Source organism: Achromobacter sp. Root170, from assembly GCF_001428165.1.
Classification (GTDB): domain Bacteria; phylum Pseudomonadota; class Gammaproteobacteria; order Burkholderiales; family Burkholderiaceae_B; genus Achromobacter; species Achromobacter mucicolens.
The window spans coordinates 717,015-743,144 of the sequence record NZ_LMHN01000001.1; the positions used below are offsets into that span (position 1 = coordinate 717,015).

Sequence of the window (26,130 nt, forward strand, 5' to 3'; positions counted from 1 at the left end):
GCTCAGGCCCTCTCTTCAGGCGTCAGGAGTTGATGCAATCCGTCGCCGGCCAGGTTGATCGCGAAGATCAGCAGCGCCAGCGCCGATCCGGGAATGGCGATTAGCCAGAACGAGAAGAACATGTAGGCCTTGGCTTCGGAGATCATCAATCCCCAGGACGGCAGCGGCGGTTGTACGCCCAGGCCCAGGAACGACAGCGAGGCTTCCAGCAGGATGGCGCTGGCCGCTTCCAGCGTGGCGATCACGATCAGTTGCGGCACGACGTTGGGCAGGACCTCGCCCCAGACGATGCGCCAGGTGCTGGCGCCGGCCGCCTGCGCCGCGGCCACGTATTCCAGCGAGCGCACCTGCTGCGTGGCGCTGCGCATCACCACCGCGTAGCGGTCCCACTTGAGCAAACCCAGCACCAGGATCACCACCCACAGCGAGCCGCCGACGATGGCCACGGTGGCCAGCGCCACCAGGATCACCGGCATGGAGAGCCGCGTGGTGATGAGAAACGACACGGCCATGTCGACCTTGCCGCCGAAGTAGCCGGCCGCCATGCCCATCGCCGTGCCGATGAGGCCGGAGATGAGCGCCACGCTGATGCCGATCAGGAGCGAAATGCGCGCCCCGTAGAAAAGGCGCGACATGTAATCGCGTCCCAACTGGTCGGTGCCCAATGGGTGTAGCCAGGTGCCTTTCTCGTACCAGACGGGCGGCGCGGTACGGTAGGCCAGATCCTGGAAATAGGGATCGTGCGGCGAGATCCACGGCGCCAGCAGCGCGATCAGCACAATGACGAGCAGAATGCCGCCGCCGGCCAAAAGCGCCTTGTTGCGCCGCAGGCGGCGCCAGCGCAGCGTGGCCGCGGACAGTTCCAGCGGGGGCGCCGCGGACGTGGCGGGGGTGATCGTAGGCGTGTTCATGTCAGGACACCCGGATGCGCGGATCGAGCCACGCGTTGGCCACGTCGGCGGCAAGCGTCAGCAGCACGTACAGCACCGACAGCAGCAGCACGATCAGCTGCATGACCGGATAGTCCTTGTACGTGATGCTCTGGTAGGCCAGGTAACCCAGCCCGTCCAGCGCGAAGATGGTCTCGATGACCACTGAGCCGCCCAGCAGGTAGCCCAGCTGCACGGCGGCCAGCGCCACCACCGGCACGATCGCGTTGCGCAGCGCGTGCTTGAAGATCACCTTGCCGGCCGGCAGCCCCTTGGCGCGCGCGGTGCGGATGTAATCGGCGCCCAGGACCTCAATCATGCCAGCGCGGATCAGCCGCATGAACGCAGGCGCCACGTAATACCCCAGCGCGATCGCGGGCATGACGAAGTGCTGCCACGTGCCGCTGCCCGACACCGGCAGGATGCGCAGGGATATCGAGAACAGCATGATCAGGATCAGCGCGAAGAAGAAGTTCGGCAGCGCCTGTCCCAGCACGGCAATCGCCAGACAGACGCGGTCGATCAGGCTGCCCTTGTACAGGGCGGCCAGCACGCCCAGCGGAATCGAGATGAACAGCGCGAAGGCCAGCGCGGCCATGCCCAGCTTCAGCGTCGTCGCCAGCTTGGACAGGATGAGTGGCCCGGCCTCGGTCTTGAAGTACACCGAGGTGCCGAAGTCGCCTTGCAGGATGTGCCAGAGCCAGTCGGCGTACTGGACGATGATCGGGCGGTCCAGCCCGTAGGTTTTGCGGATCATGTCGATGTCGGCCTGGCGCGCGCCTTCGCCGGCCAGCGCCAGCGCCGGGTCGCCCGACAGGTGCAGCAGCAGGAACGCCAGAATGGACACGGTCAGCGCCACCAGCGCCGCCAGGCCCAGGCGCCTCAGCGTGAAATAAAGCATAGGACTTCCTCTCTGTTCAGCAGCGCCGGGCGGGCCGCGGGGCCGGCCCGGCGCGGGGCGCGCCTTACTTCCAGCTCATGTCCCAGAAGCGCACCAGCTCATCCGAGTAGGGCTTGAAGTTCACGTCCTTGGTGGCGACGTAGTAGGCGGGCAGTGTCCAGAGCGGCACCGCGTAGGCCTTTTCCGCGATGATGTCCAGCGCCTCCTTGTAGGCCGCTTTGCGCGCATCGCTGTCGATGGTGGTATCGCCCTTTTTCAGGAGGTCGCGCACCTTCGGGTCGCGCGTGATGTCGTCGCTGCCGAAGGCGAAGTACACCGGCGTGGATGCCGACACGTCGTTCACCAGGTTCGAGCCCCAGGTCTGGTGCGTGAGCGAGGCCTTGTTGGCGCGGATCATGTCGCGCATCGCGGCGTACTGCAGGAAATTCAGCTTGGCGCGGATGCCGACGGCCTGCAGGTAGTTGATGATGGCTTCGGTCTGGTTGCGTTCGCGGTACGCAACGATGTCGATGTCAAAGCCGTTGGGATAGCCCGCCTCGGCCAGCAGCTTCTTGGCCTGCGCAGGGTCGTACTTGTAGGTCGGCGCGCCTTCCTGCGTGCAGCCCACCTGCGACGGGGTGCAGATGGTGTTGATGAGCCCGCCGCCTTCGCCCACGATGTTCTTGAGCATCGACTCGCGGTCGATTGCGTGGATGATGGCGCGGCGCACGCGCTCGTCCTTCAGTTGCGGCGCGGGGGTGCCTTCCAGGATGTTCATCTGCATGAACACGATGCGCATGGTGTTGCCGGTCACCATCTGCAGGTTCGGCATGCCGCCCAGCTGCTCGGCCTGGTCCTTGGGCACGCTCATGATAAGGTCTTCGCCGCCGGAGATCACCTCGGCCATCTGCGTCTGGCGGTCGGGGATGAAGCGGATGACCACCTTGCCGATCTTGGGCTGCGCCTTGGGCGAATCCTTGAAATAGTCGGCATTGCGTTCCAGCGTGATGGACTTGCCGGGCTGATAGTCCACGACCTTGTACGGACCGGAGCCCACGGGCTTGGCGTTCATGCCCTTGGGGCCGACTTCCTGGTAGTACTTGGCGGGGTGGATGGCGGCCGTGGTGGACAGGTATTCCTTGGCGCCGGGGAAGGGCTCCTTGGTGGTCAGGCGCACCTTGTACTTGTCGATCTTCTCGACCTTGTCGATCCAGGACACGTTCTGCTGCGTGACCGCCTTGTTCTTCGGGTCGGCCACGAAGTTCAGCGTGTAGACCACCGAGTCGGCGTCGAACTCCTCGCCGTTGTGGAATTTGACGCCCTCGCGCAGCTCGAATTCCATGGTCTTGTCATCGATCTGCTTCCAGCTCTTGGCGAGCTGGCCCTTGTACTCGTTGGTGACCGGGTCGCGGTAGAGCAGGGTGTCCCACACGTTGGCCGCGATGATGACGCCGATGCGCACGTTGTTGAAGTACGGGTCGACACTTTCCGGGGCCTGGTCGTAGGCCATGCGCAAGGTGTCGTCCTTCTTGCCGGCAAGCGCGGGCTGGGATGCCAGTGCGGCGCAGGCCACCAGCGCGGCGGCAAGTGCCTTCAATGGCGTGACGCGGCGCAAGGACAGCGCGGGCGCGGCGGGGGTGAAGCGAGAAAGCGTGATGCAGCAAGGTGTGAAGCGACTATCAGCCATGGTGAAGGCTCCTCTTGATGACACTACATGTGTTGCGTATCTATCGTCTCGCTCCGGCTCTTGAGCGCCGCCTCGCATTTGCGCTGCAGGTGCTGCCGCATGATGGCTGCCAGCCGGTCCGCGTCGCGCGCGGCAAGGGCCTCCGCCATTTCTATGTGTTCACGCATCGCCAGATCCCATTTCTGCCGGTTCTCGTTCGAGACGAAGCGCAGGTTCTGGATCCGCGCGTTCTGCGCGTCGTAAAGCTGCTTGAGCAGGCTGTTGTGCGCGGCCAGGCTGATGCGTTCGTGGATCTCGCGGTTGACGCGAAAGTACGTCGGCAGGTCATGCCGCGCATGGCTGGCCATCATTTCGTAGGTCAGCGCGCGGATTTCCGCGATCTCGACGTCGGTCGCGCGCTCGCAGGCAAACCGGCACGACATCGCTTCCAGCCCGCCGATCACTTCGAAGGCTTCGCGGATGTTCGCTTCGGACAGCGCCACCACCTGCGCGCCGCGGTTCGGTTCGATCTGCACCAGGCCTTCGGCGGCCAGCAGGCGGAACGCCTCGCGCAGCGGGGTGCGCGACACGCCCAGCAGGTCGCACAGCGCGCGTTCGTTCAAGCGGGTGCCGGGCGGGAATTCGCCCTGGATGATGCGTTCGCGCAGCGATCCGGCCGCCGATCCCGCCAGCGTGCGCCCGTCGCCGGCGGCGCGAACGGCCGCTGGGACTGGGGCGGGCGCAAGATCGGGCGAGGCCACGGCCCCGGCGTGATCCGGCAAGAAGCTAGGATCGCTGCTCATTGGTATACAAAAATTCCCCTTGTTTTCGCAGACTATAAACCTGTCTTTGCTGCGGTTTTGATGGGTGTATACCCTAGGTTATCGACGTAAAAACAATGGGATAGAGTGGCGCAAGCCGCAAGTCCGCCAGGCTGGCGCGTGTCGCATCAGGATGCGCGCAGGGCGTACTGGTATACAAACCGTCCATATTGGGGCCCCGCATGCTCACGCTGAACTCCCACCCGTCCGGCCGGCATTTCCTGCAGATTCCCGGACCGACCAACGTCCCCGACCGCGTCCTGCGCGCCATCGACCAGGCCACCATCGATCATCGGGGACCGGAATTCGGCGAGCTTGGCAAAGCGGTGCTGGCGGGCATCAAGCAGGTCTTCCGGACCGAATCGCCTGTCGTGATCTTTCCGGCTTCGGGCACCGGGGCCTGGGAAGCGGCGCTGGTCAACACGCTGTCGCCGGGCGACCGCGTGCTGATGGTCGAGACCGGCCACTTCGCCAGCCTGTGGCGCAAGCTTGCCGGGCGGTTGGGACTGGATGTTGATTGCATCGAAGGCGACTGGCGTCGCCCCGTCGATGCCGGTGTCATCGGCGCGCGGCTGGCCGACGATGCCCAGCACCGCATCAAGGCGGTGTGCGTGGTGCACAACGAGACCTCAACCGGCGTCACCAGCGACATCGCCGCGGTGCGCGCCGCCATCGACCAGGCCGGGCACCCGGCGCTGCTGATGGTCGACACGATTTCCTCGCTGGGCTCCATCGACTACCGCCACGACGAATGGGGCGTGGACGTCACGGTGGCCGGATCGCAGAAGGGACTGATGCTGCCGCCGGGCCTGTCGTTCAACGCGGTGGGGCCGCGCGCGCTGGCCGCGGCCGAGACCGCGCGCCTGCCGCGCTCCTATTGGGATTGGCGCGAAATGCTGGGGCCCAACGCAAAGGGTTATTTCCCGTACACCCCGTCGACCAACCTGCTGTATGGCCTTCATGAAGCGCTGGCCATGCTGGCGGCCGAAGGCCTGCCGCAGGTGTTTGCGCGCCACGAGCGCCACGCCCGCGCCACCCGGCTGGCGGTGGCCGGGTGGGGGTTGGAGCTGCTGAGCCTGGACGCGGCCGCGCACAGCCCGGCGTTGACCGCGGTGCTGATGCCCGACGGCCACAGCGCCGACGCGCTGCGCAAGGTCATTCTGGATCGCTTCGATATGTCGCTGGGGCAGGGCCTGGGCAAGCTTTCCGACCGCATCTTCCGCATCGGCCATCTGGGCCACTTCAACGACCTGACGCTATGCGGCACGCTGGCTGGCGTGGAGATGGGGCTGGCCGCGGCCGGCGTCCCGCACCGCTCGGGCGGATTGCAAGCCGCCATGGAATATCTGACCCGCGCGCCCGAACGCGTGGCGGGATGAACACACAACAACGAGGGAACCGATGAATACGCTCATGCAGCAGGCGATCCAGTTCGCCAACGAACACGAATCGACCTGGGATCGCAGCGTCAAAGGCAATTTTGGCGTGCACCTGAACGACCCGCCGCCGTGGAACCGTCTGCTGGGTCCCATCCACGATCGCGGGCCGGTGTCCGGCGTGGTGGTGGTGGACGGCAAGACCGTAGCCTCGTGGGGCGAGCCGGACCGGGCCGACCTGACGTTCAGCGTCGCCAAGCTTTACCTGGCCATTTTGGCGGGCGTCGCGCATGACCGCGGCCTGCTGCCGGATGTGGACGAGCCCGTGGGCAAGCGCGTGCCGGGCATCGGCTTTGACGAAGGCCGCAACGCGTCCATCACGTGGCGCCACCTGTTGCAGCAGACCAGCGAATGGGAAGGCGAACGCTTCGGCGTGTCGGATCAGGCGGACCGCTACCGCGCCGTCACCTTTGGCGTGCCGCCGGATGGCAAGAAGGGCGATGCGCGTCCGTTGCAGGAACCCGGCACGTATTGGGAATACAACGACGTGCGCATCAATCAGCTGTCTTATGCGCTGCTGCATCTGTTCCGCAAACCGCTGCCGGAGGTGTTCCGCGAGGCCGTCACGCGGCCCATCGGCTGCAGCGAGAACTGGCAGTGGGTCGGCTACGACAACGCCTGGGTCGAGATCGACGGCCAGCGCATGCCGTCGGTGCCCGGCGGTTCGCACTGGGGCGGCGGCATGTCCATCAGCGCCAACGACCAGGCGCTGATTGGCCAGATGCTGTTGAACGACGGCCAGGCGAACGGCCGCCAGATCCTGTCGCGCGAATGGCTGCAGGCCATGCGCACCCCCTGCGACATCGCGCCGTACTACGGCTATTTGATCTGGCTGAACCACGAAGGCAAGGTCTTTCCCAGCGTGCCGTCCTCCAGCTTCTTCGGGGTAGGGGCGGGCAGCTCGTTCACGTGGGTGGAGCCAGAGCGCAAGATGGTCGTGATCGTGCGCTGGCTGAATTCGGCCCATGCCGACGCGCTGTTCGGGAAGATCCTGGCGGCGGTGGACGCGGGCGACTGACACCTGCGCAACGAGGCCGGTGCCTGACACCCTCATCCCAGCCGGGGTTTTGCGGCATGTCAGGTTTTTTCGGGCAAGATATCGCGTTCGGCCGCGCGTTGCCGCGTGGCCACGCCGCATCTTTTCATCCGATCAAGGAACCACGCCATGAACTACCGCCGACTGGGAACCAGCAATCTCCGGGTATCGCCGCTCTGCCTGGGCACCATGATGTTCGGAGAGCAGACGCCCGATGACGAGGCCGCGCGCATCGTTGCGTCGGCGCGCGATCATGGGGTCAATTTCATCGACACCGCGGACGTCTACAACGAGGGCCGGTCGGAAGAAGTGGTGGGCAAGCTGCTCAAGGGGCAACGCCACGACTGGGTGCTGGCCAGCAAGATCGGTAATCCGGTCGGCAAGGGACCGAACCTGGCGCATTACTCGCGCCAGTGGCTGATCCGCGGGGTGGAACAGAGCCTTTCGCGCATGGATACGGATTTCATGGACATCCTGTACCTGCACCGCGACTACCACGAAGAAAACCTGGAAGAGGCGTTGTGGGCGCTGGGCGACCTGATCCGCGCGGGCAAGCTGCGCAGCTTCGGCCTGTCGAATTTCCGCGGATGGCGCATTGCCGAGGTGATGCGCCTGTGCGAAAAGCTGGGTGTGCCGCAACCGGTGGTGTGCCAGCCGTACTACAACATGCTGAACCGCGGCCCAGAGGTCGAGATCCTGCCGGCGTGCAAGCATTACGGCCTGGGCGTCGTGCCGTACAGCCCGATCGCGCGCGGCGTGCTGACGGGCAAGTACCTGCCGGGCCAGGCGCCTGCGCCGGATACGCGCGCCGGACGTGGCGACCGCCGCATCCTGGCCACGGAATTCCGCGAAGAATCCCTGCAGATCGCGCAGAAGCTTGTGCAGCATAGCGCCGCGCGCGGGGTTCAGCCGGGTCACTTCGCGACCGCGTGGGTGCTGGCCAATCCTGTCATCACCGCCGTCATCGCCGGTCCGCGCACGCTGGCACAAATGGACGATTACTACGCGGCGCTGGACGTGACGATCACGCCTGAAGACGAAACGGTCGTGAACGAGTGGGTGGTGCCCGGTCACGCCTCCGCGCATGGCTACAACGATCCGAACTATCCGTTCTACGGCCGCCCGGTGTCGGCGGCCTGAGCGGGCGCGGAAGGGGGATCGTGCCCATTGCACCCGTGTGCGCACGGGTGCAATGATCCGGACGCCCCGTTCAGCGGCCTGGGGCCGGCTCGGCCGAGATGCCGTGCAGCATCATCTGCTCGGCCACCTGCGCGATGCCCATGCGGGCAATCCGGCCGCGGCGCTCGGCATCCACCATGCTGGTGATGATGGCGATCAATAGTTCGCTCAGCGCGGCGGCGGTCATGTCCACGCGGAAGGCGCCTTCGCGCTGTCCGCGCAGAAAAAATGCGTCCAGCGTTTCCTGGTAGCCCGACCAGCTGTTCATGATGTCGGGCTCGAGCTCGGTGTCGGGCTTCCAGTTGTAGATCAGGAACGCGGTCAGTTCCTTGTGCGCGAGGTGCTGTTCGATCAGGTTGCGCAGCGCCGCGCGGGGCGGGGCGGTGTCCAGGTGCGAGTCCGCCAGCGCCTGCTTCATGACCTGCGCGCAATGCGTCATCAGGCGCAGCACCAACTGGTCTCGCGTCTTACAGAACCGGTACAAGGTCGCCTTGCTGACGCCCACTGCCTTGGCCAGTTCCTGCAGCGTGGCGCGCGGCTGGTCCACCATCGCAAGCGCCAATGCGACAAGCAGCCGTTCGTGGCCTGCCTCTTCAGACATTGCCTCCTCCCCATTTTGGATATCCCTGGGCCGGTATTGGATCATGGCCGATTCACTTTGTACAAACTTTGGCGAATTTTTCAAGTAAGGACTTGTTGGTCCGCAAAATCAAGCCGAAAAGCAACAAATGAATCAATATTGATTCAAATCGGTCTTTAAGGTAGCATCGGCGTCTCTTTGAATTCAAGACGCGCGGCGCGGGGTAGTGAATGAAGTGGAATAAAGCATGGCAGTTGCCCCTGGCGGTGTTGTCGACGGCAATCCTCTTGGCCGGTTGCGGCGGCTCTGACGGCGGTGAGCCCCAGGCGGCAGGGCCGCGTCCCGTGCAGGCGCTGGCCGTGCAGCCGCAGCGCTACACGTTGACGAGCGAACTGCCCGGGCGCGTCGAGCCCATGCGCGTGGCCGAAGTCCGCGCCCGCGTGGCCGGCATCGTGCTCAGCCGCGATTTCGTCGAAGGCGCCGACGTCAAGGCGGGCGACGTGCTGTTCCGCATCGACCCCGCGCCGTTCAAGGCCGCCTTGTCGCGCGCACAGGGCGAGCTGGCCAAGGCCCAGGCCGCCGTGGCCGATGCCCAGGCCGTCGTCAAGCGCTACACGCCGCTGGTCAAGATCGAAGCCGTCAGCCAGCAGGATTTCGACACGGCCAACACCACGCTCAAGAGCGCGCTGGCCGCCCGCCGGTCGGCCCAGGCCGACGTCGAGACCGCGCAGCTGAACCTGGACTACGCCACGGTCAAGGCGCCCATCTCGGGCCGCATCGGGCGTGCGCAGGTGACCGAAGGCGCGCTCGTGGGCCAGAACGAAGCCACCGTGATGGCGACGATCCAGCAGCTGGATCCGGTCTATGTGGACTTCAATCAGCCGGTCGCCGACATGTTGCGCATGCGCGCGGCCATGCAGGATGGCAGCCTGGGCGAAGGCGAGGGCGCGCGCATCTCCATCACGATCGATGGCACCGACAAGCAGCGCGAAGGGCGCCTCTTGTTCTCGGACATCGCCGTGGACCGCAGCACCGGCCAGGTGGCCCTGCGTGGTGAATTCGCCAATCCGGACGTGCTGCTGTTGCCCGGCATGTACGTGCGGGTGCGCACGCATCAGGGCGTGGATCCGGATGCGATCCTGGTCCCGCAGCGCGCCGTCACCCGCAGCACCGATGGCAAGCCCCAGGTGCTGGTGGTGGGGGCGGATGACGTTGTCGAGACCCGCGCCGTGCAGACCGGCACCATGCGCGGCGGCGATTGGCACATCACCGAGGGCCTGGCCGCTGGCGACCGGGTGATCGTGGGCGGCGTCAGCGCCGCCGTGCCCGGCCAGAAAGTCAGCGTGACGCCCGTGAACGAGCCCAAGGTGGCCGCCGCCGGCGATGCCGCCGCTGCCGCCAAGCAATAAGCGGCCCCCATGCATCGCGCGCAAATCCGAGGTTAGACCATGTCCAAGTTTTTCATTGGCCGCCCCAATTTCGCCTGGGTGGTGGCCATCTTCATCTCGCTCGCGGGGCTGCTGGCGATTCCGTCGCTGCCGGTGTCGCAGTTTCCGGTGGTCGCGCCGCCGCAGGTGACCATTGCCGCCACCTATCCGGGCGCCTCCGCCACCGTGCTGGTCGATTCGGTTACCAGCGTCATCGAGGAAGAGCTGAACGGCGCGAAGAACATGCTGTACTACGAGTCGTCCAGCAGTTCCAGCGGCAGCGCGGAAATCACCGTCACGTTCCAGCCGGGCACCGATCCCGACCTGGCGCAGGTCGACGTGCAGAACCGGATCAAGAAGGCCGAAGCGCGCCTGCCCACCGCTGTGACGCAGCAAGGTCTGCAGGTTGAGCAGGCCAGTTCGAACTTCCTGATGATCTACGCCCTGACCTACAAGGGCGACGATGCGCACAAGAATGTGGTCGGGCTGTCCGACTACGCCGCGCGTCACATCAACAACGAGATCCGCCGCGTCAATGGCGTGGGCAAGGTGCAGTTCTTCGGCGCCGAAGCCGCGATGCGCGTCTGGATCGACCCGCAGAAGCTGCTGGGTCTTGGCCTGTCCGTGGCGGACGTCAACGCGGCCATTGCCGCGCAGAACGTGCAGGTGCCGGCCGGCAGCTTCGGCAGCCGTCCCGGCGCGTCCGAGCAGGAGCTGACCGCGACGCTGGCCGTCAAGGGCACGCTGGACAACCCCGAGGAATTCGGGCGCATCGTCCTGCGCGCCAATCCGGATGGCTCGTCTGTGCGCCTGGCCGACGTGGCGCGCCTGGAAGTCGGCCGCCAGAGCTACGACTTCGAAACGCGCCTGAACGGCAAGAAGGCGGTCGGCGCGGCGGTGCAGCTTGCGCCGGGCGCCAACGCCATCGACACCGTCAAGGCCGTGAATGCCCGCCTGAAGGAACTGTCGGCCTCGTTCCCCGAAGACATTGCGTACTCGGTGCCGTTCGACACGTCCAAGTTCGTCAGCGTGGCCATCACGAAGGTGGTGCACACGCTGCTGGAAGCGATGGTGCTGGTCTTCCTGGTGATGTACCTGTTCCTGCAGAACTTCCGCTACACGCTGATTCCGACCATCGTCGTGCCGGTGTGCCTGCTGGGCACGTTCGCGGTGATGTCGGTGCTGGGCTTCTCGGTGAACATGATGACCATGTTCGGCATGGTGCTGGCCATCGGCATCCTCGTGGACGACGCCATCGTGGTGGTCGAGAACGTCGAGCGCATCATGGCCGAGGAAGGCCTGTCGCCGCGCGAAGCCACGGTCAAGGCGATGGAACAGGTGTCCGGCGCCATCGTCGGCATCACGCTGGTGCTGTCGGCGGTGTTTTTGCCGCTGGCGTTCATGAGCGGTTCGGTGGGCGTCATCTACCAGCAGTTTTCGCTGTCGCTGGCGGTGTCGATCTTGTTCTCGGGCTTTTTGGCGCTGACCTTCACGCCGGCCCTGTGCGCCACGTTTCTCAAGCCCATTCCGAAGGGCCATCATGACGAAAAGAAGGGTTTCTTCGGCGGGTTCAACCGCGCGTTCATCCGCCTGACGGGCCGCTTCGAGGCGCTAAATTCCCGCCTGGTGCGCCGCACGGGCCGCTACATGGTGATCTACTTGGCCATCGTGGCCGTACTGGCCGTGCTGTACATGCGTGTGCCGGAATCCTTCGTGCCGCCGGAAGACCAGGGCTACGTCATCGTCGACGTGCAACTGCCGCCGGGCGCGACGCATGTGCGCACCGACAAGGTGGTGGCCGACGTCGAGCAGCACCTGCTGTCGCTGGACGCCATGGGCGATGCCTTCACCGTCATGGGTTTCAGCTTTTCGGGCACGGGTCAGAACGCGGGCATCGCGTTCCCGACGCTCAAGGACTGGTCCGAGCGGGGCAAGGGTCAATCGGCCGCCGACGTGGCCGACAGCGTGAACGCGCGTTTCGCGGTGATCGACGACGGCGCGGTCATGGCCGTCAACCCGCCGCCCATCGACGGATTGGGCAACTCGGGCGGCTTCGCGCTGCGGCTGCAGGACCGCGGCGGCGTGGGCCGCGCGGCGCTGACCAAAGCGCGCGACCAGCTGCTGGCGCAAGCCAACAGTTCGCCTGTGATCGCTTACGCCATGATGGAAGGCCTGGCCGACGCGCCGCAGCTGCGGCTGGACATCGACCGCGAAAAGGCCGAGGCGCTGGGCGTGGGCTTTGACGTGATCAGCACGGCGATTTCGTCGGCGTATGGGTCGGCCACCGTCAACGACTTTGCCAACGCCGGCCGCCTGCAGCGCGTGGTGGTGCAGGCCGACGTGCGCGACCGCATGACGCCCGAGAGCATCCTGAAGCTGAACGTGCCGAACAAGACTGGCGGCATGGTGCCGCTCAGCGCGTTCGTGAAGACGGACTGGGAGAACGGCCCCGTGCAGATCTCCCGCTACAACGGCTATCCGGCGTTCAAGATCGCGGGCGACGCCATGCCCGGCAGCAGCACCGGCCAGGCCATGGCCGAGATCGAGCGCATCGTGGCCGGCTTGCCGGAGGGCATTGGTTACGAATGGACCGGCCTGTCGTATCAGGAAAAGTTTGCCGGATCGCAGGCGCCGATGCTGTTCGCGCTGGCCTTCCTGGTGGTGTTCCTGCTGATGGTCGCCCTGTATGAAAGCTGGTCGATTCCGGCGTCCGTGATGCTGATCGTGCCGATTGGCGCGCTGGGGTCGGTGCTGGCGGTGACGGTGCTGGGCATGCCGAACGACGTGTACTTCAAGGTTGGCCTCATCACCATCATCGGCCTTGCGGCCAAGAACGCCATCCTGATCGTGGAGTTTGCCAAGAGCCTGCGCGAACAGGGCCACAGCCTTGCCGACGCCGCCATCCAGGCCGCCAAGCTGCGCTTCCGTCCCATCGTGATGACGTCGCTGGCGTTCATCCTGGGCGTGGTGCCGCTGGCGTTGGCCTCCGGCGCGGGCGCGGCCAGCCAGCGCGCGCTGGGCGTGGGTGTGATCGGCGGCATGCTGACCGCCACGCTGCTGGGCGTGATCTTCGTTCCCATCTTCTTCGTGTGGGTGCTGTCGCTGGTGCAGCGCAAGCGCGGCAAGTCCTCGCCCGCCGCCAACGCCGCGCCGCGCACCGTGCAGGAGTAACGCCATGATGCAGACCTTGTTTCCCTTGCGGCTGTCCGCCTTGCTGCTGACGGCGGCGCTGGCGGGTTGCTCGCTCGCGCCCGTCTATGAACGTCCGGCGTCTCCCGTGGGCGACCACTGGAGCCTGGCGGCGTCCGGCCCCGGCGAGTCGGCGGCGGCGACGCTGGACTGGCAGTCCTTCATCACCGACGACGCCTTGCGCAAGCTGGTGGAATTGGCGCTGGCCAACAACCGCGACCTGCGCCAGACGCTGCTCGACATCGAGGCGGCCCGGGCGCAGTACCAGATCACCCGCGCGGACCGGCTGCCCGGCATCGACGCGCAGGGCACGGGCACGCGCCAGCGTGTGCCGGCAGACCTGAGCAGCACGGGCGCCTCGTCGGTCCAAAGCAGCTATCAGGCCGGCCTGGGCTTGACCGCCTTCGAACTGGACCTGTTCGGCCGCGTGCGCAGCCTGTCGGATGCCGCCTTGCAGGAGTACCTGGCGACCGAGGCGACCGCGCGCAGCGCGCAGATCAGCCTGGTGGCCGAGGTGATCCAGGCGTATGTGGCGCGCGATAGCGCGCAGCGGCGCCTGGATGTGACGCGCCAGACGTTGGCCAGCCGCGAGGCGTCGCTGGCGCTGACCGCCAAGCGCCGGCAGGCGGGCGCGGCCACCGCGCTCGACTATCAGGAAGCGCTCGGCCTGACCGAGCAGTCACGCGCCGAGCTCGAGCGCACGGATCGCGAGGTCCGCCAGGCCGGCAACGCGCTCGGCCTGCTGGTGGGCATCAGCGACCTGTCGCCGTATCTGCCGGCCCGCACGGCCGATGCCCCGATGCTGGTGCAGGAGATCGCGGCGGGCGCGCCAGCCGCGCTGCTGGAAAACCGGCCGGACATCCTGGCCGCCGAACATGCGCTGCAGGCACGCAACGCCAGCATCGGCGCGGCGCGGGCCGCGTTCTTTCCCAGCATTTCGCTGACCGGCCTGTTCGGCAGTTCCAGCGCGGACCTGTCGGGCCTGTTCGAAGCCGGCCAGCGCGCCTGGTCGTTCACCCCGCAGATCACGCTGCCGATCTTTGCCGGCGGGCGCAACGTGGCTAACCTGGATCTGGCCACCGTGCGCAAGGACATCGCCGTGGCCCAGTACGAACGCACGATCCAGACGGCGTTCCGCGAGGTGTCGGACGCGCTGGTGGCCACCGAGACGCTGCGGCGTGAAGAGGCGTCCCGGCTTGCGCTGGCGCAGTCCAGCCAGGTGGCCCTGCAGCTTTCCGAGGCGCGCTACCGCGGCGGCGTGGACAGCCATCTGCGCTATCTGGATGCGCAGCGCAGCGCCTACACGGACCAGATTGCCTACATCGACGTCAGCGCGCAGCGCCAGGCGGCGCTGGCGACCTTGTTCAAGGCGCTGGGCGGCGGGTGGCCGGCCCAGCAGCCGCCGCAGGCGGCACGGGATTGAGCGGCGAAAGGGGGGCGCCGGACGGTCCCCCGGTTGTGACCCGTGCGGATCCGCTGCGCACGGGCCGCCCGCCGCCTACGCCTTGCGCAGCCCAGCCCGCTGCATGGACGGCTGGCTTGCGTCGTCCACTTCGGCAGGCTGCCTGCCGCGCCCGATCAGCCACGCGCAGAAGGCCGACACGACCCCCGCAAACATCACGTACAGGCAGATCAGCCACGGCTGCCCGCCGCCCGTCTTGAGCAGTGCGGTGGCGATGATCGGCGTGATGCCGGACGCGAAGATGCCCGAGAACTGGTAGACGAACGAGATGCCGGTGTAGCGCACCTTGGCGTCGAAAAGTTCGCAGAACAGCGCGGCCTCCGGACCGTACACGGCGGCGTACAGGATCCCGAACGGAATGATGATGGCCAGCCAGATCAGCATCACGTTGCCGCCGCTGTTGATCATCATCCAGAAGCCGGGAAAGGACGCCGCGGCGGTGATGAGCGAACCCCAGAAGTACACGCGGGTACGGCCGATGCGGTCGGACAGCCGGCCGAAGAAGGGGATGAAGAAGCACATCACCAGCGCCGCCGCCATCACCCCGATCAGCGCCTCGGTCCGGGTGATCTGCACCGATTGCGTCAGGAACGAGATCGAGAACACCCCAAAGACGTTGAAGAACACACCGTCGATATAGCGCGCGCCCATGCCCTTGACCACGTTGCCCGGATAGCGGCGCATCATGTCCATGAACGGGATGCGGCTTTCGGCGTTCTGCGCCTTGACCGCCGTGAACTCCGGCGTCTCCTTGATGTTGAGCCGGATGTACATGCCCACGGCCACCATCGCGGCGGACGCCAGGAAGGCGACGCGCCAGCCCCACGCCATGAACTGCTCGTCGGTCAGCAGCACGGACAGCAGCGCCACCGTGCCCGAGGCCAGGCACAGCCCGATCGCCAGCCCGATCTGCGGCAGCGACGCGTAGAAGCCTTTCTTGTCGGGCGGGGCATATTCATAGGCCATGAGCACCGCGCCGCCCCATTCGCCGCCCAGCCCGATGCCCTGGAACACACGCAAGAGCAGCAGCAGGATGGGCGCCCAGATGCCGATCATCTCGTACGTGGGCACCAGGCCGATCAGGAAGGTGGCGATGCCCATGATCATCAGCGTCATCACCAGCATGCTCTTTCGGCCGATGCGATCGCCGAAGTGGCCGAAGATCAGTCCGCCCAGCGGCCGGGTCACGAAGCCGACGGCGAACGTCGTGTAGGCGAGCATGGTCGAGACCAGCGGATCGCCGGTGGGAAAGTACAGCTTGTTGAATACGATGCCGGCGACGACGCCATACAGGAAAAAGTCGTACCACTCGATGGTGGCGCCGATCAGCGAGGCGGTGACGACTTTGCGCACCGCCGCTTCGTTTTGCTTGGCCATGTCCAGTCTCCTTTGGTGGGTCGGCCGGACAATCTGCGCTGCCGCGGCCGGGTCTGTCTGCGATATGCGTTTCCTAACCGGGGTCCGTCATCTCCATCCGCGCAGGCGTGCGCACGGTCTGCGCGCGCGCCTGCCGCACGTCCTGCAGCATGAAATCCGCCGCGCGCTCGGCCAGCATCACGACCGGCGCGTTGGTGTTGCCCGAGACCAGCGTGGGCATGATCGAGCAATCCACCACGCGCAGCGCCGACACGCCGTGCACGCGCAGGCGCTCGTCGACCACGGCCAGGGGGTCGCTGCGCGGGCCCATCTTCGCGGTGCCCGAAGGGTGGAAGATGGTGGCGCCGTACTCGCGGCAGAAGTGCAGGATCTCGTCGTCTGTCTGCACGTCCGGGCCGGGGCGGAATTCGTGCTTCATCAGGCCGGCCAGCGGCTCGGTCGCGGCGACCCGGCGCGCGTACCGGACGGCGGCCACGGCCATGCGGCGGTCCAGCTCCGTCGACAGGTAATTCGGCAGCATGGACGGCGCCTCGAACGGGTCCGTGCTGCGCAGCCGGACGCGGCCGCGCGAGCTGGGCCGCAGCTGGCACACCGAATAGGTGCAACCCGAGAAGGGATGCACCTTGCCGCCCGCCATGTCGGCCGACAGCGTGGCGAAATGGAACTGGGTGTCGGGCGTGCGGCTGGCCGGATCGACCCGGCAGAACAGGCCCCCCTGGTTGATGCCCACGGCCAGCGGACCGCTGCGCAGCAGCAGCCATTGCAGCCCCATGCGCAGGCGGCCGTGCAGCGTGCGCAACTGGTCGTTGGTGGTGATCGGGCGCGTGGTCTCGTAGATCAGGCGGATCTGCAGATGGTCCTGCAGGTTTTCGCCCACGCCGGGCAGGTCGCGCACGATGCCGATGCCGAACTCGCGCAGCAGGCTGGCCGGGCCGATGCCGGACAGCTGAAGCAGTTGCGGCGATTGCAGCGCGCCCGCGCAAAGCACCACCTCGCGCCGGGCGCGCAGCGTTCGGACCTGGCCATCGCGGCGGTAGCGCACGCCGCAGGCGCGGCTGCCTTCGAACAGCACGGCCATCGCGTGCGCATCGGTTTCGATGCGAAGGTTGGGGCGGTCTTGCGCGGGCCGCAGGTAGGCCACCGCCGTGGAGCAGCGCCGCCCGTTGCGCGTGGTGAGCTGGTAGTAACCCACGCCTTCCTGGTCGCCCGAATTGAAGTCACGGACGCGCGGCACGCCCAGCTTGCCTGCGGCGTCGATCAGCGCCTCCACTAGCGGATGCGGCGTCTTGATGGAGGTGGCGTTCAGCGGGCCCTCGGTGCCGCGGGTGGGGCCCGGGCCCAGATCGTTGTTTTCCAGCTTGCGGAACCAGGGCAGGCAGTCGTCCCAGCCCCAGCCGGGGTTGCCGGCTTCGGCCCAGGCGTCGTAGTCGTCGCGCTGGCCGCGGATGTAGATCAGGCCATTGATGGAACTGGAGCCGCCCAGCGTGCGGCCGCGCGGCCAGTAGATGCGCCGGTCCAGCATGTTGGGATCCGGGTCGGTGTAGTAGCCCCAGTTCACCACCTTGTGAAACATCGTCTTGCCGTAGCCGATGGGAATATGGATCCAGGGATAGGTGTCCTTCGGACCGGCCTCCAGCAGGCAGACCGAATGCGCGCCGTCCGCGCTCAACCGGTTGGCCATCACGCATCCGGCCGAGCCGGCGCCCACCACGATGTAATCGACGGTATCGGACATTTCCGCGCGGTCTCCCTTATATTTGTTCGGCATGACCGGCCGGTGCAGACTCCGCAATGCGGACCAGGCCGGCATCTGAGGCGATTCTAGGAAGCGCGCGCACAGAACAAAGCACAACACGCGCTGGGGCGGAGAAATGGAACAGAACATGCGGCTTCGGTTTCAAAATCGCAGTGCAGCATCGCAGGAGCCGGCCGATGGCCGGTCCGATGACGCGGGCGGACAGCAGGAGGCCGCCCGTTCGTTGCGGGCGTTGCTGGTGCTGGATCATCTGGCGCGGGCGCAGCATCCGCCCACGCTGGCGCAGCTTGCGCAGCGGCTCGACATGCCCAAGACCACGTTGATGCGCCTCTTGGCGGCCATGCAGCGCGCCGGCTTCGTGGCCGCCACGCCCACCGAAAACGGTTTCGTGCCGGGGCCGCAGGCCACCTCGCTGGCGCTGGCCACGCTGCGCGCCTGCGCCTTCACTCGCGCGTGCCGCGCCGTGCTGACCCAACTGGTGGGCACGCTGGGCGAAACCTGCAACCTGACCGCGCCCGACGGCGACCGCGTCGTCTACATGGAGCGCGTCGAGACCAATGAGCCGTTGCGGCTCTTTTTTGCGGTGGGCAGCCACGTGCCCATGCACTGCACGGCAAGCGGCAAGCTGTTCCTGGCCTCGATGAACCGTCTGGAGCGCAGCCGCGTGCTGGCCCGCCTGCCGCTCACGCGCAACACGCCGCGCACGCTGACCGACCCGGCCCGGCTTGAGGCCGAGCTGGAGCGGCTGGCCGTGCGCGGCATCGGCATCGACAACGAGGAATTCGTGCGCGGCATGAGCGCGGTGGCGGTCCCGGTGCGCGACGGCGAAGACCGCGTGGTCGCGGCGGTGGCTTGCCATGCGCCCACGGCGCGCGTGATGCTGGACGATCTGCTGCGCGCCGTGCCGGTGCTGCAGCGCGCGGCGCAGTCGCTGCACGAGGTGCTGGCGGCGCACCGGCCGGGCGGTTGAACCTGGCGCCGGGCACAGCCGTCCGGGCCATCAGTGGGTCATGCGGCCCCCGCTCACCATCCAGCGCGTGCCATACCGGTCGACCAGCGCGCCGTAGGCTTCTGCCCAGAACGTCTTTTGCAGCGGCATCGTGACGCTGCCGCCTTCGGCCAGAAGGTCGAATACCCGATGCGCGTCCGACACGGTGGGATACACGAGCGCCAGCGCCACTCCCCGGTTGCCGGGGTAGGGGTGTCCGGCGGTGGCGTCGCTGCCCAGCAAGGTCTGCTCATCCAGCGTCAGGCGGGCGTACATGACGCGTCCGGCGTCCTCGTCGGACAGAATGGGCATGACGGCATCGGCGGGCGCATCGGCATAACGGACCAGCGCGTCAAGGCGGCCTCCCAGCACGCGTTCGTAAAAGCGCATGGCTTCGGCGCAATTGCCGTCGAAACTGAGATAGGCGGATAACTGGGGCATGATGGCTCCGGGCGGGGTGAAGTGCGGCGGGTCCGCATGGGCAAGGCGGGCGGCACAGGCCTATGATGGGAGTCTGATCCGATAACGGCCGGGAGACAATCCATGCAACAAGGAAGCTGCCACTGCGGACAGATCGCCTATGAAGTCGATGGCGATGTGTCCCAGGTGCTGGAATGCAATTGCTCGCACTGCAGCCGCAAGGGCTATCTGCTGTGGTTCGTGCCGCGCGCCGCGCTGCGCATCACGTCCTCGACGCAGACTCTATCCACGTACACCTTCAACAAGCACGTGATTTCGCACCATTTCTGCGCCAATTGCGGCTGCGCGCCGTTCGGTTTCGGCGTGGGCGCCGAAGGCAAGGAGACCGCGGCGGTCAACGTGCGCTGCCTGGAAAATGTGGACTTGAATGCGCTGACCCGCATTCCCTACGATGGCCGCAATACCTGATTGGCGGCCCCGGCCCCCGACGGATCGGAACAGGGCCGCCGCGAAAGGGCGGCGGCGTCACGATTTTTTCACGATGGAGCGGTGCAATGAGCACGGTAAGGCTGCTGAGCGATGACGAGATCCGTAGAAGTCCCGAGGCCTGGGCGGTGTTGGAAGACATCCGCGCCACGCGCAAATCGGACTTCGTCAACAATTTCTGGCGGGCGCTGGCCAACGATCCGCCGCGGATGCGCAGCGTCTGGGAGCAGCTCAAGACGGTAATGATGGCCGAGGGCGAGCTCTCGCCGCTGGTGCGCGAGCTGATCTACATCGCGGTGTCCACGGCCAATGGGTGCGCGTATTGCGTTCATTCCCACACGGCCTCGGCCCGCGCCAAGGGCATGACCGACGGCCAGCATGCGGAACTGCTGGCGGTGATCGCGATGGCGTCGCAGACCAACGCGCTGGCGACGGCGCTGCAGGTGCCGGTGGACGAAGCGTTCCACGTGACCTGAACAGGAGGCGGCCATGTCGCTGATTCCCTTGTTTCCATTGTCCAACGCGCTGTTTCCCGACGGCGTGGTGCAGCTGCGCATCTTCGAGGTGCGCTACCTGGACATGATCCGCCGCAGCATCGCCGAGAACACCGAATTCGGCATCGTGGGCCTGCTGGCCGGTAGCGAGGTCCGTTCCCCGGAAGGCGAGGAGACGCTGTCGCCGGTGGGCACGATGGCCCGGGTCGAACGCTGGGAGGCGCCCATGCCGGCCCTGCTGGAAATCCGGTGCCGCGGCGCCGGACGCTTTCGGCTGCGGTCCAGCGAGGTGGCAAAATACGGCCTTTGGATGGGCGAGGCCGAGCCCATCCCCGACGATCCGCCCACGCCCGTGCCGGCAACCATGCAGGCCAGCGCCGATGCGCTGGGCCGACTGGTGGCGCAGTGGCAGCGGGACGGCGTGCCCGCCGAACGTATGCCGCTTGCGCCGCCGTTCCGGCTGGACGACTGCGGCTGGGTGGCGAACCGCTGGTGCGAACTCTTGCCCTTGCCGCCGGACGACAAGGCGACCCTGCTGGCGCTGACCGATCCGGTCTCGCGGCTGGCGGCGATCCAGGACGTGCTGCGCGGACAGGGGCTGGCGTAGCGCGCGGCCCGACTTTATTTGGACACCATGGAAATCAGAGTAGACGAAGGCCTGCGCGCCTATATAGACCCGCTGACCGAGGACGAACACGCCGCGCTGGAGCGCAGCCTCCTGGCCGAAGGGTGCCGCGACGCCCTCGTGCTGTGGGGCGATCTGCTGGTCGACGGCCACAACCGCTACGCCATCTGCGTCAAGCACGACATTCCCTTCAAGACCATCCAGCATCCGCACTTCAAGTCCATCGAAGACGTGCACCTGTGGATGATCGAGAACCACCTGGGCCGGCGCAGCGTGTCGGACTTCCAGCGGGGGGTGCTGGCGCTGCGCAAGAAGGAGATCCTGCTGGCGCGTACCGGGCCTGAGGCCGGGGCGGCGGCTGGCGAGGCGGCGACGGAAGGCGCAGCTTCGGAGGGCGCGCCATCCGACGGATCGCCGCCCGACGACTCCCCACCTTGGGACGAGGACGCGCCCGGGGCCGGCGCCGCGCCGATGCGTGGCCACGCCAATCCGGACTGGAAGCCGGCCGTGCCCAGCCGGCAGGCCCTGGCGCGCGCCGCCCGCATCAGCAGCAACACCCTGGGCCAGATCGAAAAGATCCAGAAGTCCGCGGCGCCGGAATTGGTGCGCGCGGTCAAGGAAGGCGCCATCTCCATCAACGCCGCGGCGGCCGTGGCGTCGCTGCCGGCGGAACGGCAGGCTGCCGCGGTTGCCGGCGGCCGCAAGGAATTGCAGCAGGCCGCCCGGGAAGTGCGGCAGGCCAAGGCCCCGCCACCCCGCGAGGCGCCGCCCGAGGAGCCCATCGAGAACATCGCCGACATGCCGGCCGAGATCGCTCGCCTGCGCCAGTTGCTGGCCAAGCTGACGGACGAGCGAGACCAGCTCAAGAAGAAGGTCATGCACCTGACAGTGGCGTTGTCCGAGGCGCGCAGCGCGTCGGGCGCCGGCGACGACTGAGCACGGATGCACGAATAAGGGATAACCCTTAATCGGCGTAATCCACGAAAAATATTCGTGGATCGCTGGGAATTTATATCGTTTTGAGGAAAGGCTTGCGCGGCTTTGTAATGCAGGTTCGCTTCAACGCTCCTTGCATTCACACTGACTTTCCTTATGAATCCCATCGGATATCGCATTCTTTCCCGTACCGCGCCGGCCGTCGCCGCCGACGTGCTGGCCGGCTTTGCCACCATCGGCTCGGCCCAGATCAGCGACTGCATGAACCGTCTGTACGGCGTGTCGGGCCTGCGTCCGCTGCATAACGGCGCACGCCGCACGGTCGGCGTGGCGCTGACCGTCAAGACCCGTCCGGGCGACAACCTGATGATCCACAAGGCGATTTCGCTGGGCGGGGCGGGCGACGTGATCGTCGTGGACGGCGCGGGCGACACCAGCAACGCGCTGGTGGGCGAACTGATGATGATGGACGCGCAGTCGCGCGGGATCGAAGGATTCGTGATCGACGGCGCCGTGCGCGATGCCGACGTGTTCGCGCAGGGCGAATTCGGCTGCTTTGCGCGTGAGGTTTCGCACAAGGGGCCTTACAAGGACGGTCCGGGCGAGATCAACGTGCCCGTGTCGGTGGGCGGCCAGGTGGTCAACCCCGGCGACGTGGTCGTGGGCGACGCCGATGGCGTGGTGGTGATTCCGGCCGAGCATGCCGGCGCGGTGCTCGCGCTGGCGCTCAAAAAGGAAGCCGACGAAGCCGTGGCCAAGGAAAAGCTGCGTGCCGGCACGTATACCAAGCCGTGGCTGGAAAAGACGCTGGCCGAAAAGATGGGAGCGGCCAAATGAGCATCGTCGCCGACCGCATCAAGCGCATCAAGCTTTCGCCCAGCGTCGCCGCGCGCGCCATCATCGCCGAACTGCGCGAACAAGGCCGCCGCATCATCGACCTGACCATTGGCGAACCCGATTTCTCGACGCCCGAGCACATCCGGCAGGCCGCGACGGCCGCCATGAACCGCGGCGAAACCAAGTATCCGCCGGCGCAGGGCACGCTCGCCCTGCGCAAGGCCGCCGCCGCGCACCTGCTGGAAGCGACCGGCGTGACGTACCCGGCTTCGCGCGTCATTGTCAGCACCGGCGCCAAACAGGTGATCTTCAACGGCCTGGCCGCCACGCTGAACGATGGCGACGAAGTGCTGATTCCCGCGCCGTTCTGGGTGTCCTATCCGGACATGGTCCTGGTCAACGGCGGCGTGCCGGTGACGGTGGAAACGTCGCCCGCCAGCGACTACAAGGTCACGCCCGACGCCCTGGAACGCGCCATCACGCCGCGCACCAAGTGGCTGATGATGAACGCGCCCAGCAACCCGACCGGATCGGTCTACACCGCGGAAGAACTGCGCGGCCTGACCGAGGTCCTTGCGCGTCATCCGCACGTCTGGCTGATGACCGACGACATCTACGCGCGCCTGAACTTCACCGGCGAGCCCACCGTGCATCCGCTGCAGGTGGCGCCGGAACTTGCCGAACGCACCCTCGTGGTCAACGGCGTGTCCAAGGCCTACGCCATGACGGGCTGGCGCATCGGCTACGGCGCCGGTCCCGATGAGCTCATCAAGGCAATGGCGATCCTGCAATCGCAAAGCACGTCGGGCGCCTCGTCGGTCAGCCAGGCGGCCGCGCTGCAAGCGTTGACGGGCCCGCAGGACTGCGTCGTGGAGTTTGCCAAGGTGTTTCGCGAGCGCCGCGACCTGGCGATCGCCGAATTGTCCGGCACGCCGGGCCTGGACATCGTGGTGCCGCAGGGCGCGTTCTATGTCTTTCCGGACTGCTCGGGCCTCTTGGGCAAGAAGACGCCGGCCGGCGACGTGATCGCCAGCGATACCGACCTGACGCACTACCTGCTGCGCGAAGCGGGCGTGGCGGTCATCGACGGTCACGCCTACGGCGCGCCGGGCACGTTCCGGCTGTCATTCGCGGCCTCGCTGGACGATATCCGGCAGGGTTGCTCGGCGATCCGCGAGGCGTGCGCCAAGCTGGCCTGATACCCGGCACTCGATACCTTAGACCGAGATTCAACGTCCTATTCAGTCTGTTCACCAAACAACCAATCAAGGGGAATGAACCATGAAGCGTCACACTTTCTTTGCCGCCTGCCTGGGCCTGGCTACGCTGGCCGCGGGCGGAATCGCCCACGCCGACCAGCTTGACGACATCAAGGCGCGCGGCGAGCTGGTCTGCGGCACGTTGGGCACGTCGCAACCCTTCAGCTTCCAGGACGCCGCGACGCGCCAGCTGGTGGGCTATGACGTGGACGTTTGCAAGCTGGTCGCCGACAAGCTGGGCGTCAAGGTCAACTACAAGCTGCTGTCGGTGGCGGCGCGCGTGCCCGAGCTGAACGAAGGGCGTGTGGATATCCTGGCGGCCAACCTGGGCTATTCGCCCGACCGCGCCCAGCAGATCGCCTTCAGCCACTCGTACTACGTCAGCCCGCAAAAGCTGATGGTGCGCAAGGATTCGGGCCTGGATTCGATCGAGGCCCTGAACGGCCGCCGCATCGGCGCGACCAAGGGGTCCAGCTCCGAGCGCGAGATCAAGCGCATTCTGGACAAGTCGCAGGTGATCGGCTACGGCGACAGCTCGGCCACGTACCTCGCCCTGCAACAGAAGAAGGTCGACGCGCAGTTCGCCTCCGAGCTGGTGCTGGTGCGCCTGGTGCTGCAAAGCCCGCCGACCGCGCCGGTCAGCGTCATCCCGAAGGCGGTGTTCGATGAGCCCTGGGGCCTGGGCGTGCGCAAGTCCGAACCGCGTTTCCTGGAAACGGTGAACCAGGCGCTGGACGAGGCCGAAGCCTCCGGCGCGGCGGCCAAGCTGTTCAACAAGTGGTTTGGCCCCGAGACGCCGTACAAGCTGGAACGCAGCTTCAAGATCGGCCCGATCGCCGGCTGAGGCACGGACCCGGGCGTTTGCCTCGCCACTCCAGTCACGGCTTCGGCGCGTCCCGCAAGGCGGCGCGCGCGAAGCCGTGATGCTTGGCGCCGCGCGCCCGATCGCAGGAGATTGACAGGTTTATGAGCTTTCTAGACGCTTCCCAATACCAGCTGCTGCTCAGCGGCATGGCGGTCACCGTGCAGCTGTTCCTGGTTGCATGGGTCATGGCGTTCACCATCGCGGTGACGCTGGTGGTGGTGCGCGCCACCAATCTGGCGCCGTGCCGCTGGCTGGTCGACGCCTATGTGGAATATCACCGCAACGTGCCCCTGCTGGTGCAGGTGCTGTTCTGGTATTTCGGCATGCCCGAATTGCTGCCCGAAGGGTTCCGCATGTGGCTGTACGCGCATAACGCCGAAATGTCGCTGGCGGCGATCGCGCTGGCGCTGGGGTCGGCCGCCTATATCGCCGAAGACATCCGCAGCGGCCTGCGCGCCATTCCGGGCACGCAGTTCGAGGCAGCCCGCGCGCTGGGCGCCAGCTATCTGCAATGCATGCGCTTCGTGATCGTGCCGCAGGCGCTGCGCATCTCCATTCCGCCGCTGGTCGGGCGCGCGCTGCTGCTGTTCAAGAACACCAGCGTGGCCATGGCGATCGGCGTGATGGAGCTGACTTACCAAGCGCGGGAAATCGAAAACGAGACCTACCGCACCTTCGCCACCTTCGGCGCGGCGACGATCATGTACCTGCTGGGATCGTTCCTGATCATGGCTTTCGGATCGCGCATCTACGCCCGTTATCGTCTGAACCGCGGAGGCCACGGTGCTTGATCTGCTGATGCAATACTGGCCCACGCTGCTCGTGGGCCAATACCCCAACGGTCCGCTGGGCGGACTGGCGCTCACCCTGATCCTGGCCGCGCTGGGCCTGGCGATGTCCCTGCCGCTGGCGCTGTTGATTGCGCTGGCGCGTGTCAGTCCCTATGGCTGGCTGCGCACGGCCAGCAAGGCGCTGGTCAATGTGGTGCGCGGCATGCCGCTGCTCATGCTGATCTTCTGGGCTTACTTCGTCGTGCCCAAGATCACCGGGCAGGTGGTCAGCGGCTTCTGGACGCTGATCTTTGCGCTGGTGGTCTATGAAAGCGCCTACCTGTCCGAGGTGATCCGGTCGGGCATCGAGGCGGTGCCGCGCGGGCAGATCGAAGCCTCGCGCTCGCTAGGCGTGGGCTACTGGACGACGATGCGCAAGGTGGTGCTGCCGCAGGCGCTGTTCAACGTGCTGCCCAGCATGACCAGCCAGTTCGTGTCCACCATCAAGGAAACGTCGCTGGGCTATGTCATCAGCGTCAATGAACTGACTTTTGCCGCCAACCAGGTCAACAACCTCGTGCTGACGCAGCCGCTGCAGGTGTTCGGCATTCTGGCCATCATCTACTTCTTGGTGTGCTTCAGCCTGAGCCGCGGCTTGAGTTGGCTGGACCTGCGCATCCGCCGCTCGCGGGCCATGGCTTAAAGGAACAAA

At 66.5% G+C, this 26,130-nt stretch carries 24 protein-coding genes; 16 read left to right on the forward strand and 8 right to left on the reverse strand.

The window, feature by feature from the left end:
- Positions 1-2: 2 nt before the first annotated feature.
- From ASD87_RS03295 to ASD87_RS03310, 4 genes are all read right to left on the reverse strand, one after another.
- On the reverse strand, positions 3-911 hold the full coding sequence (locus tag ASD87_RS03295; protein WP_081101081.1) for an ABC transporter permease: 909 nt from the start codon (positions 909-911) through the stop codon (positions 3-5).
- Between the two features lies 1 nt (position 912).
- Positions 913-1,830 (reverse strand): ABC transporter permease, encoded by a 918-nt coding sequence (locus ASD87_RS03300; RefSeq protein WP_056317093.1) that lies wholly within the window; start codon positions 1,828-1,830, stop codon positions 913-915.
- Between the two features lie 64 nt (positions 1,831-1,894).
- Positions 1,895-3,496, reverse strand: coding sequence for an ABC transporter substrate-binding protein (locus ASD87_RS03305; RefSeq protein ID WP_223575670.1), 1,602 nt, complete (start codon positions 3,494-3,496; stop codon positions 1,895-1,897).
- A 23-nt stretch (positions 3,497-3,519) separates the two neighbouring features.
- A complete protein-coding gene (locus tag ASD87_RS03310; RefSeq protein WP_223575669.1) occupies positions 3,520-4,278 on the reverse strand; it encodes a GntR family transcriptional regulator in 759 nt (252 codons plus the stop codon).
- A gap of 200 nt (positions 4,279-4,478) precedes the next feature.
- Here ASD87_RS03310 and ASD87_RS03315 point away from each other — a divergent pair, with 200 nt between their 5' ends.
- The 3 genes from ASD87_RS03315 (at position 4,479) to ASD87_RS03325 (ending at position 7,908) form a co-directional block, all read left to right on the forward strand.
- Positions 4,479-5,675 (forward strand): alanine--glyoxylate aminotransferase family protein, encoded by a 1,197-nt coding sequence (locus ASD87_RS03315; RefSeq protein ID WP_056317096.1) that lies wholly within the window; start codon positions 4,479-4,481, stop codon positions 5,673-5,675.
- 22 nt (positions 5,676-5,697) lie between these two features.
- A complete protein-coding gene (locus tag ASD87_RS03320; RefSeq protein WP_056317100.1) occupies positions 5,698-6,750 on the forward strand; it encodes a serine hydrolase in 1,053 nt (350 codons plus the stop codon).
- A 147-nt stretch (positions 6,751-6,897) separates the two neighbouring features.
- Complete coding sequence (locus ASD87_RS03325) at positions 6,898-7,908, forward strand: aldo/keto reductase (RefSeq protein ID WP_056317103.1); 1,011 nt, start codon at positions 6,898-6,900, stop codon at positions 7,906-7,908.
- Positions 7,909-7,978: 70 nt separating this feature from the next.
- On the opposite strand, the gene ASD87_RS03330 is transcribed toward ASD87_RS03325, so the two are convergent.
- Positions 7,979-8,548, reverse strand: a complete 570-nt coding sequence (locus ASD87_RS03330) for a TetR/AcrR family transcriptional regulator (protein WP_056317107.1) — start codon at positions 8,546-8,548, stop codon at positions 7,979-7,981.
- A 209-nt stretch (positions 8,549-8,757) separates the two neighbouring features.
- On the opposite strand from ASD87_RS03330, the gene ASD87_RS03335 reads away from it, so the two are divergent.
- Genes ASD87_RS03335 through ASD87_RS03345 form a run of 3 tightly spaced genes read left to right on the forward strand, consistent with a single transcriptional unit; the run spans position 8,758 to position 14,566 of the window.
- A complete protein-coding gene (locus ASD87_RS03335; protein WP_056317110.1) occupies positions 8,758-9,936 on the forward strand; it encodes an efflux RND transporter periplasmic adaptor subunit in 1,179 nt (392 codons plus the stop codon).
- Positions 9,937-9,975: 39 nt separating this feature from the next.
- Entirely contained in the window at positions 9,976-13,125 is a 3,150-nt protein-coding gene (locus ASD87_RS03340; RefSeq protein WP_056317113.1) for an efflux RND transporter permease subunit, read from the forward strand.
- 4 nt (positions 13,126-13,129) lie between these two features.
- On the forward strand, positions 13,130-14,566 hold the full coding sequence (locus ASD87_RS03345) for an efflux transporter outer membrane subunit (RefSeq protein WP_056317114.1): 1,437 nt from the start codon (positions 13,130-13,132) through the stop codon (positions 14,564-14,566).
- 75 nt (positions 14,567-14,641) lie between these two features.
- Here the strand turns inward: ASD87_RS03345 and ASD87_RS03350 are convergent, their stop codons facing one another.
- Positions 14,642-15,982 (reverse strand): MFS transporter, encoded by a 1,341-nt coding sequence (locus tag ASD87_RS03350; RefSeq protein ID WP_056317117.1) that lies wholly within the window; start codon positions 15,980-15,982, stop codon positions 14,642-14,644.
- 73 nt (positions 15,983-16,055) lie between these two features.
- Complete coding sequence (locus ASD87_RS03355; RefSeq protein WP_056318704.1) at positions 16,056-17,717, reverse strand: GMC family oxidoreductase; 1,662 nt, start codon at positions 17,715-17,717, stop codon at positions 16,056-16,058.
- A 136-nt stretch (positions 17,718-17,853) separates the two neighbouring features.
- Here ASD87_RS03355 and ASD87_RS03360 point away from each other — a divergent pair, with 136 nt between their 5' ends.
- Positions 17,854-18,708 (forward strand): IclR family transcriptional regulator, encoded by an 855-nt coding sequence (locus tag ASD87_RS03360; RefSeq protein WP_056317121.1) that lies wholly within the window; start codon positions 17,854-17,856, stop codon positions 18,706-18,708.
- A gap of 30 nt (positions 18,709-18,738) precedes the next feature.
- On the opposite strand, the gene ASD87_RS03365 is transcribed toward ASD87_RS03360, so the two are convergent.
- Positions 18,739-19,167, reverse strand: a complete 429-nt coding sequence (locus ASD87_RS03365) for a VOC family protein (RefSeq protein ID WP_056317125.1) — start codon at positions 19,165-19,167, stop codon at positions 18,739-18,741.
- A 102-nt stretch (positions 19,168-19,269) separates the two neighbouring features.
- Here ASD87_RS03365 and ASD87_RS03370 point away from each other — a divergent pair, with 102 nt between their 5' ends.
- The 9 genes from ASD87_RS03370 to ASD87_RS03410 all read left to right on the forward strand — a co-directional run bounded on the left by ASD87_RS03370 (position 19,270) and on the right by ASD87_RS03410 (position 26,121).
- Entirely contained in the window at positions 19,270-19,614 is a 345-nt protein-coding gene (locus ASD87_RS03370; RefSeq protein WP_056317126.1) for a GFA family protein, read from the forward strand.
- An 86-nt stretch (positions 19,615-19,700) separates the two neighbouring features.
- The gene (locus ASD87_RS03375) at positions 19,701-20,108 is read left to right on the forward strand and encodes a carboxymuconolactone decarboxylase family protein (protein ID WP_056317127.1); all 408 of its coding nucleotides are present in this window, start codon (positions 19,701-19,703) and stop codon (positions 20,106-20,108) included.
- Positions 20,109-20,121: 13 nt separating this feature from the next.
- Entirely contained in the window at positions 20,122-20,733 is a 612-nt protein-coding gene (locus ASD87_RS03380) for an LON peptidase substrate-binding domain-containing protein (protein ID WP_056317130.1), read from the forward strand.
- A 27-nt stretch (positions 20,734-20,760) separates the two neighbouring features.
- The gene (locus tag ASD87_RS03385) at positions 20,761-21,687 is read left to right on the forward strand and encodes a hypothetical protein (protein WP_056317133.1); all 927 of its coding nucleotides are present in this window, start codon (positions 20,761-20,763) and stop codon (positions 21,685-21,687) included.
- A 156-nt stretch (positions 21,688-21,843) separates the two neighbouring features.
- Positions 21,844-22,524: an RraA family protein gene (locus ASD87_RS03390; RefSeq protein ID WP_056317136.1), complete on the forward strand. Its 681-nt coding sequence runs from the start codon at positions 21,844-21,846 to the stop codon at positions 22,522-22,524.
- Positions 22,521-23,723: an aminotransferase class I/II-fold pyridoxal phosphate-dependent enzyme gene (locus tag ASD87_RS03395; RefSeq protein ID WP_056317138.1), complete on the forward strand. Its 1,203-nt coding sequence runs from the start codon at positions 22,521-22,523 to the stop codon at positions 23,721-23,723. The genes ASD87_RS03390 and ASD87_RS03395 overlap by 4 nt, the downstream gene beginning before the upstream one ends.
- A gap of 82 nt (positions 23,724-23,805) precedes the next feature.
- On the forward strand, positions 23,806-24,627 hold the full coding sequence (locus tag ASD87_RS03400) for an ABC transporter substrate-binding protein (protein WP_056317141.1): 822 nt from the start codon (positions 23,806-23,808) through the stop codon (positions 24,625-24,627).
- Positions 24,628-24,749: 122 nt separating this feature from the next.
- The gene (locus ASD87_RS03405; RefSeq protein WP_056317142.1) at positions 24,750-25,439 is read left to right on the forward strand and encodes an amino acid ABC transporter permease; all 690 of its coding nucleotides are present in this window, start codon (positions 24,750-24,752) and stop codon (positions 25,437-25,439) included.
- Positions 25,432-26,121, forward strand: coding sequence for an amino acid ABC transporter permease (locus ASD87_RS03410; RefSeq protein ID WP_056317143.1), 690 nt, complete (start codon positions 25,432-25,434; stop codon positions 26,119-26,121). Before ASD87_RS03405 ends, ASD87_RS03410 begins: the two co-directional genes overlap by 8 nt.
- The last annotated feature ends 9 nt before the right edge of the window (positions 26,122-26,130 follow it).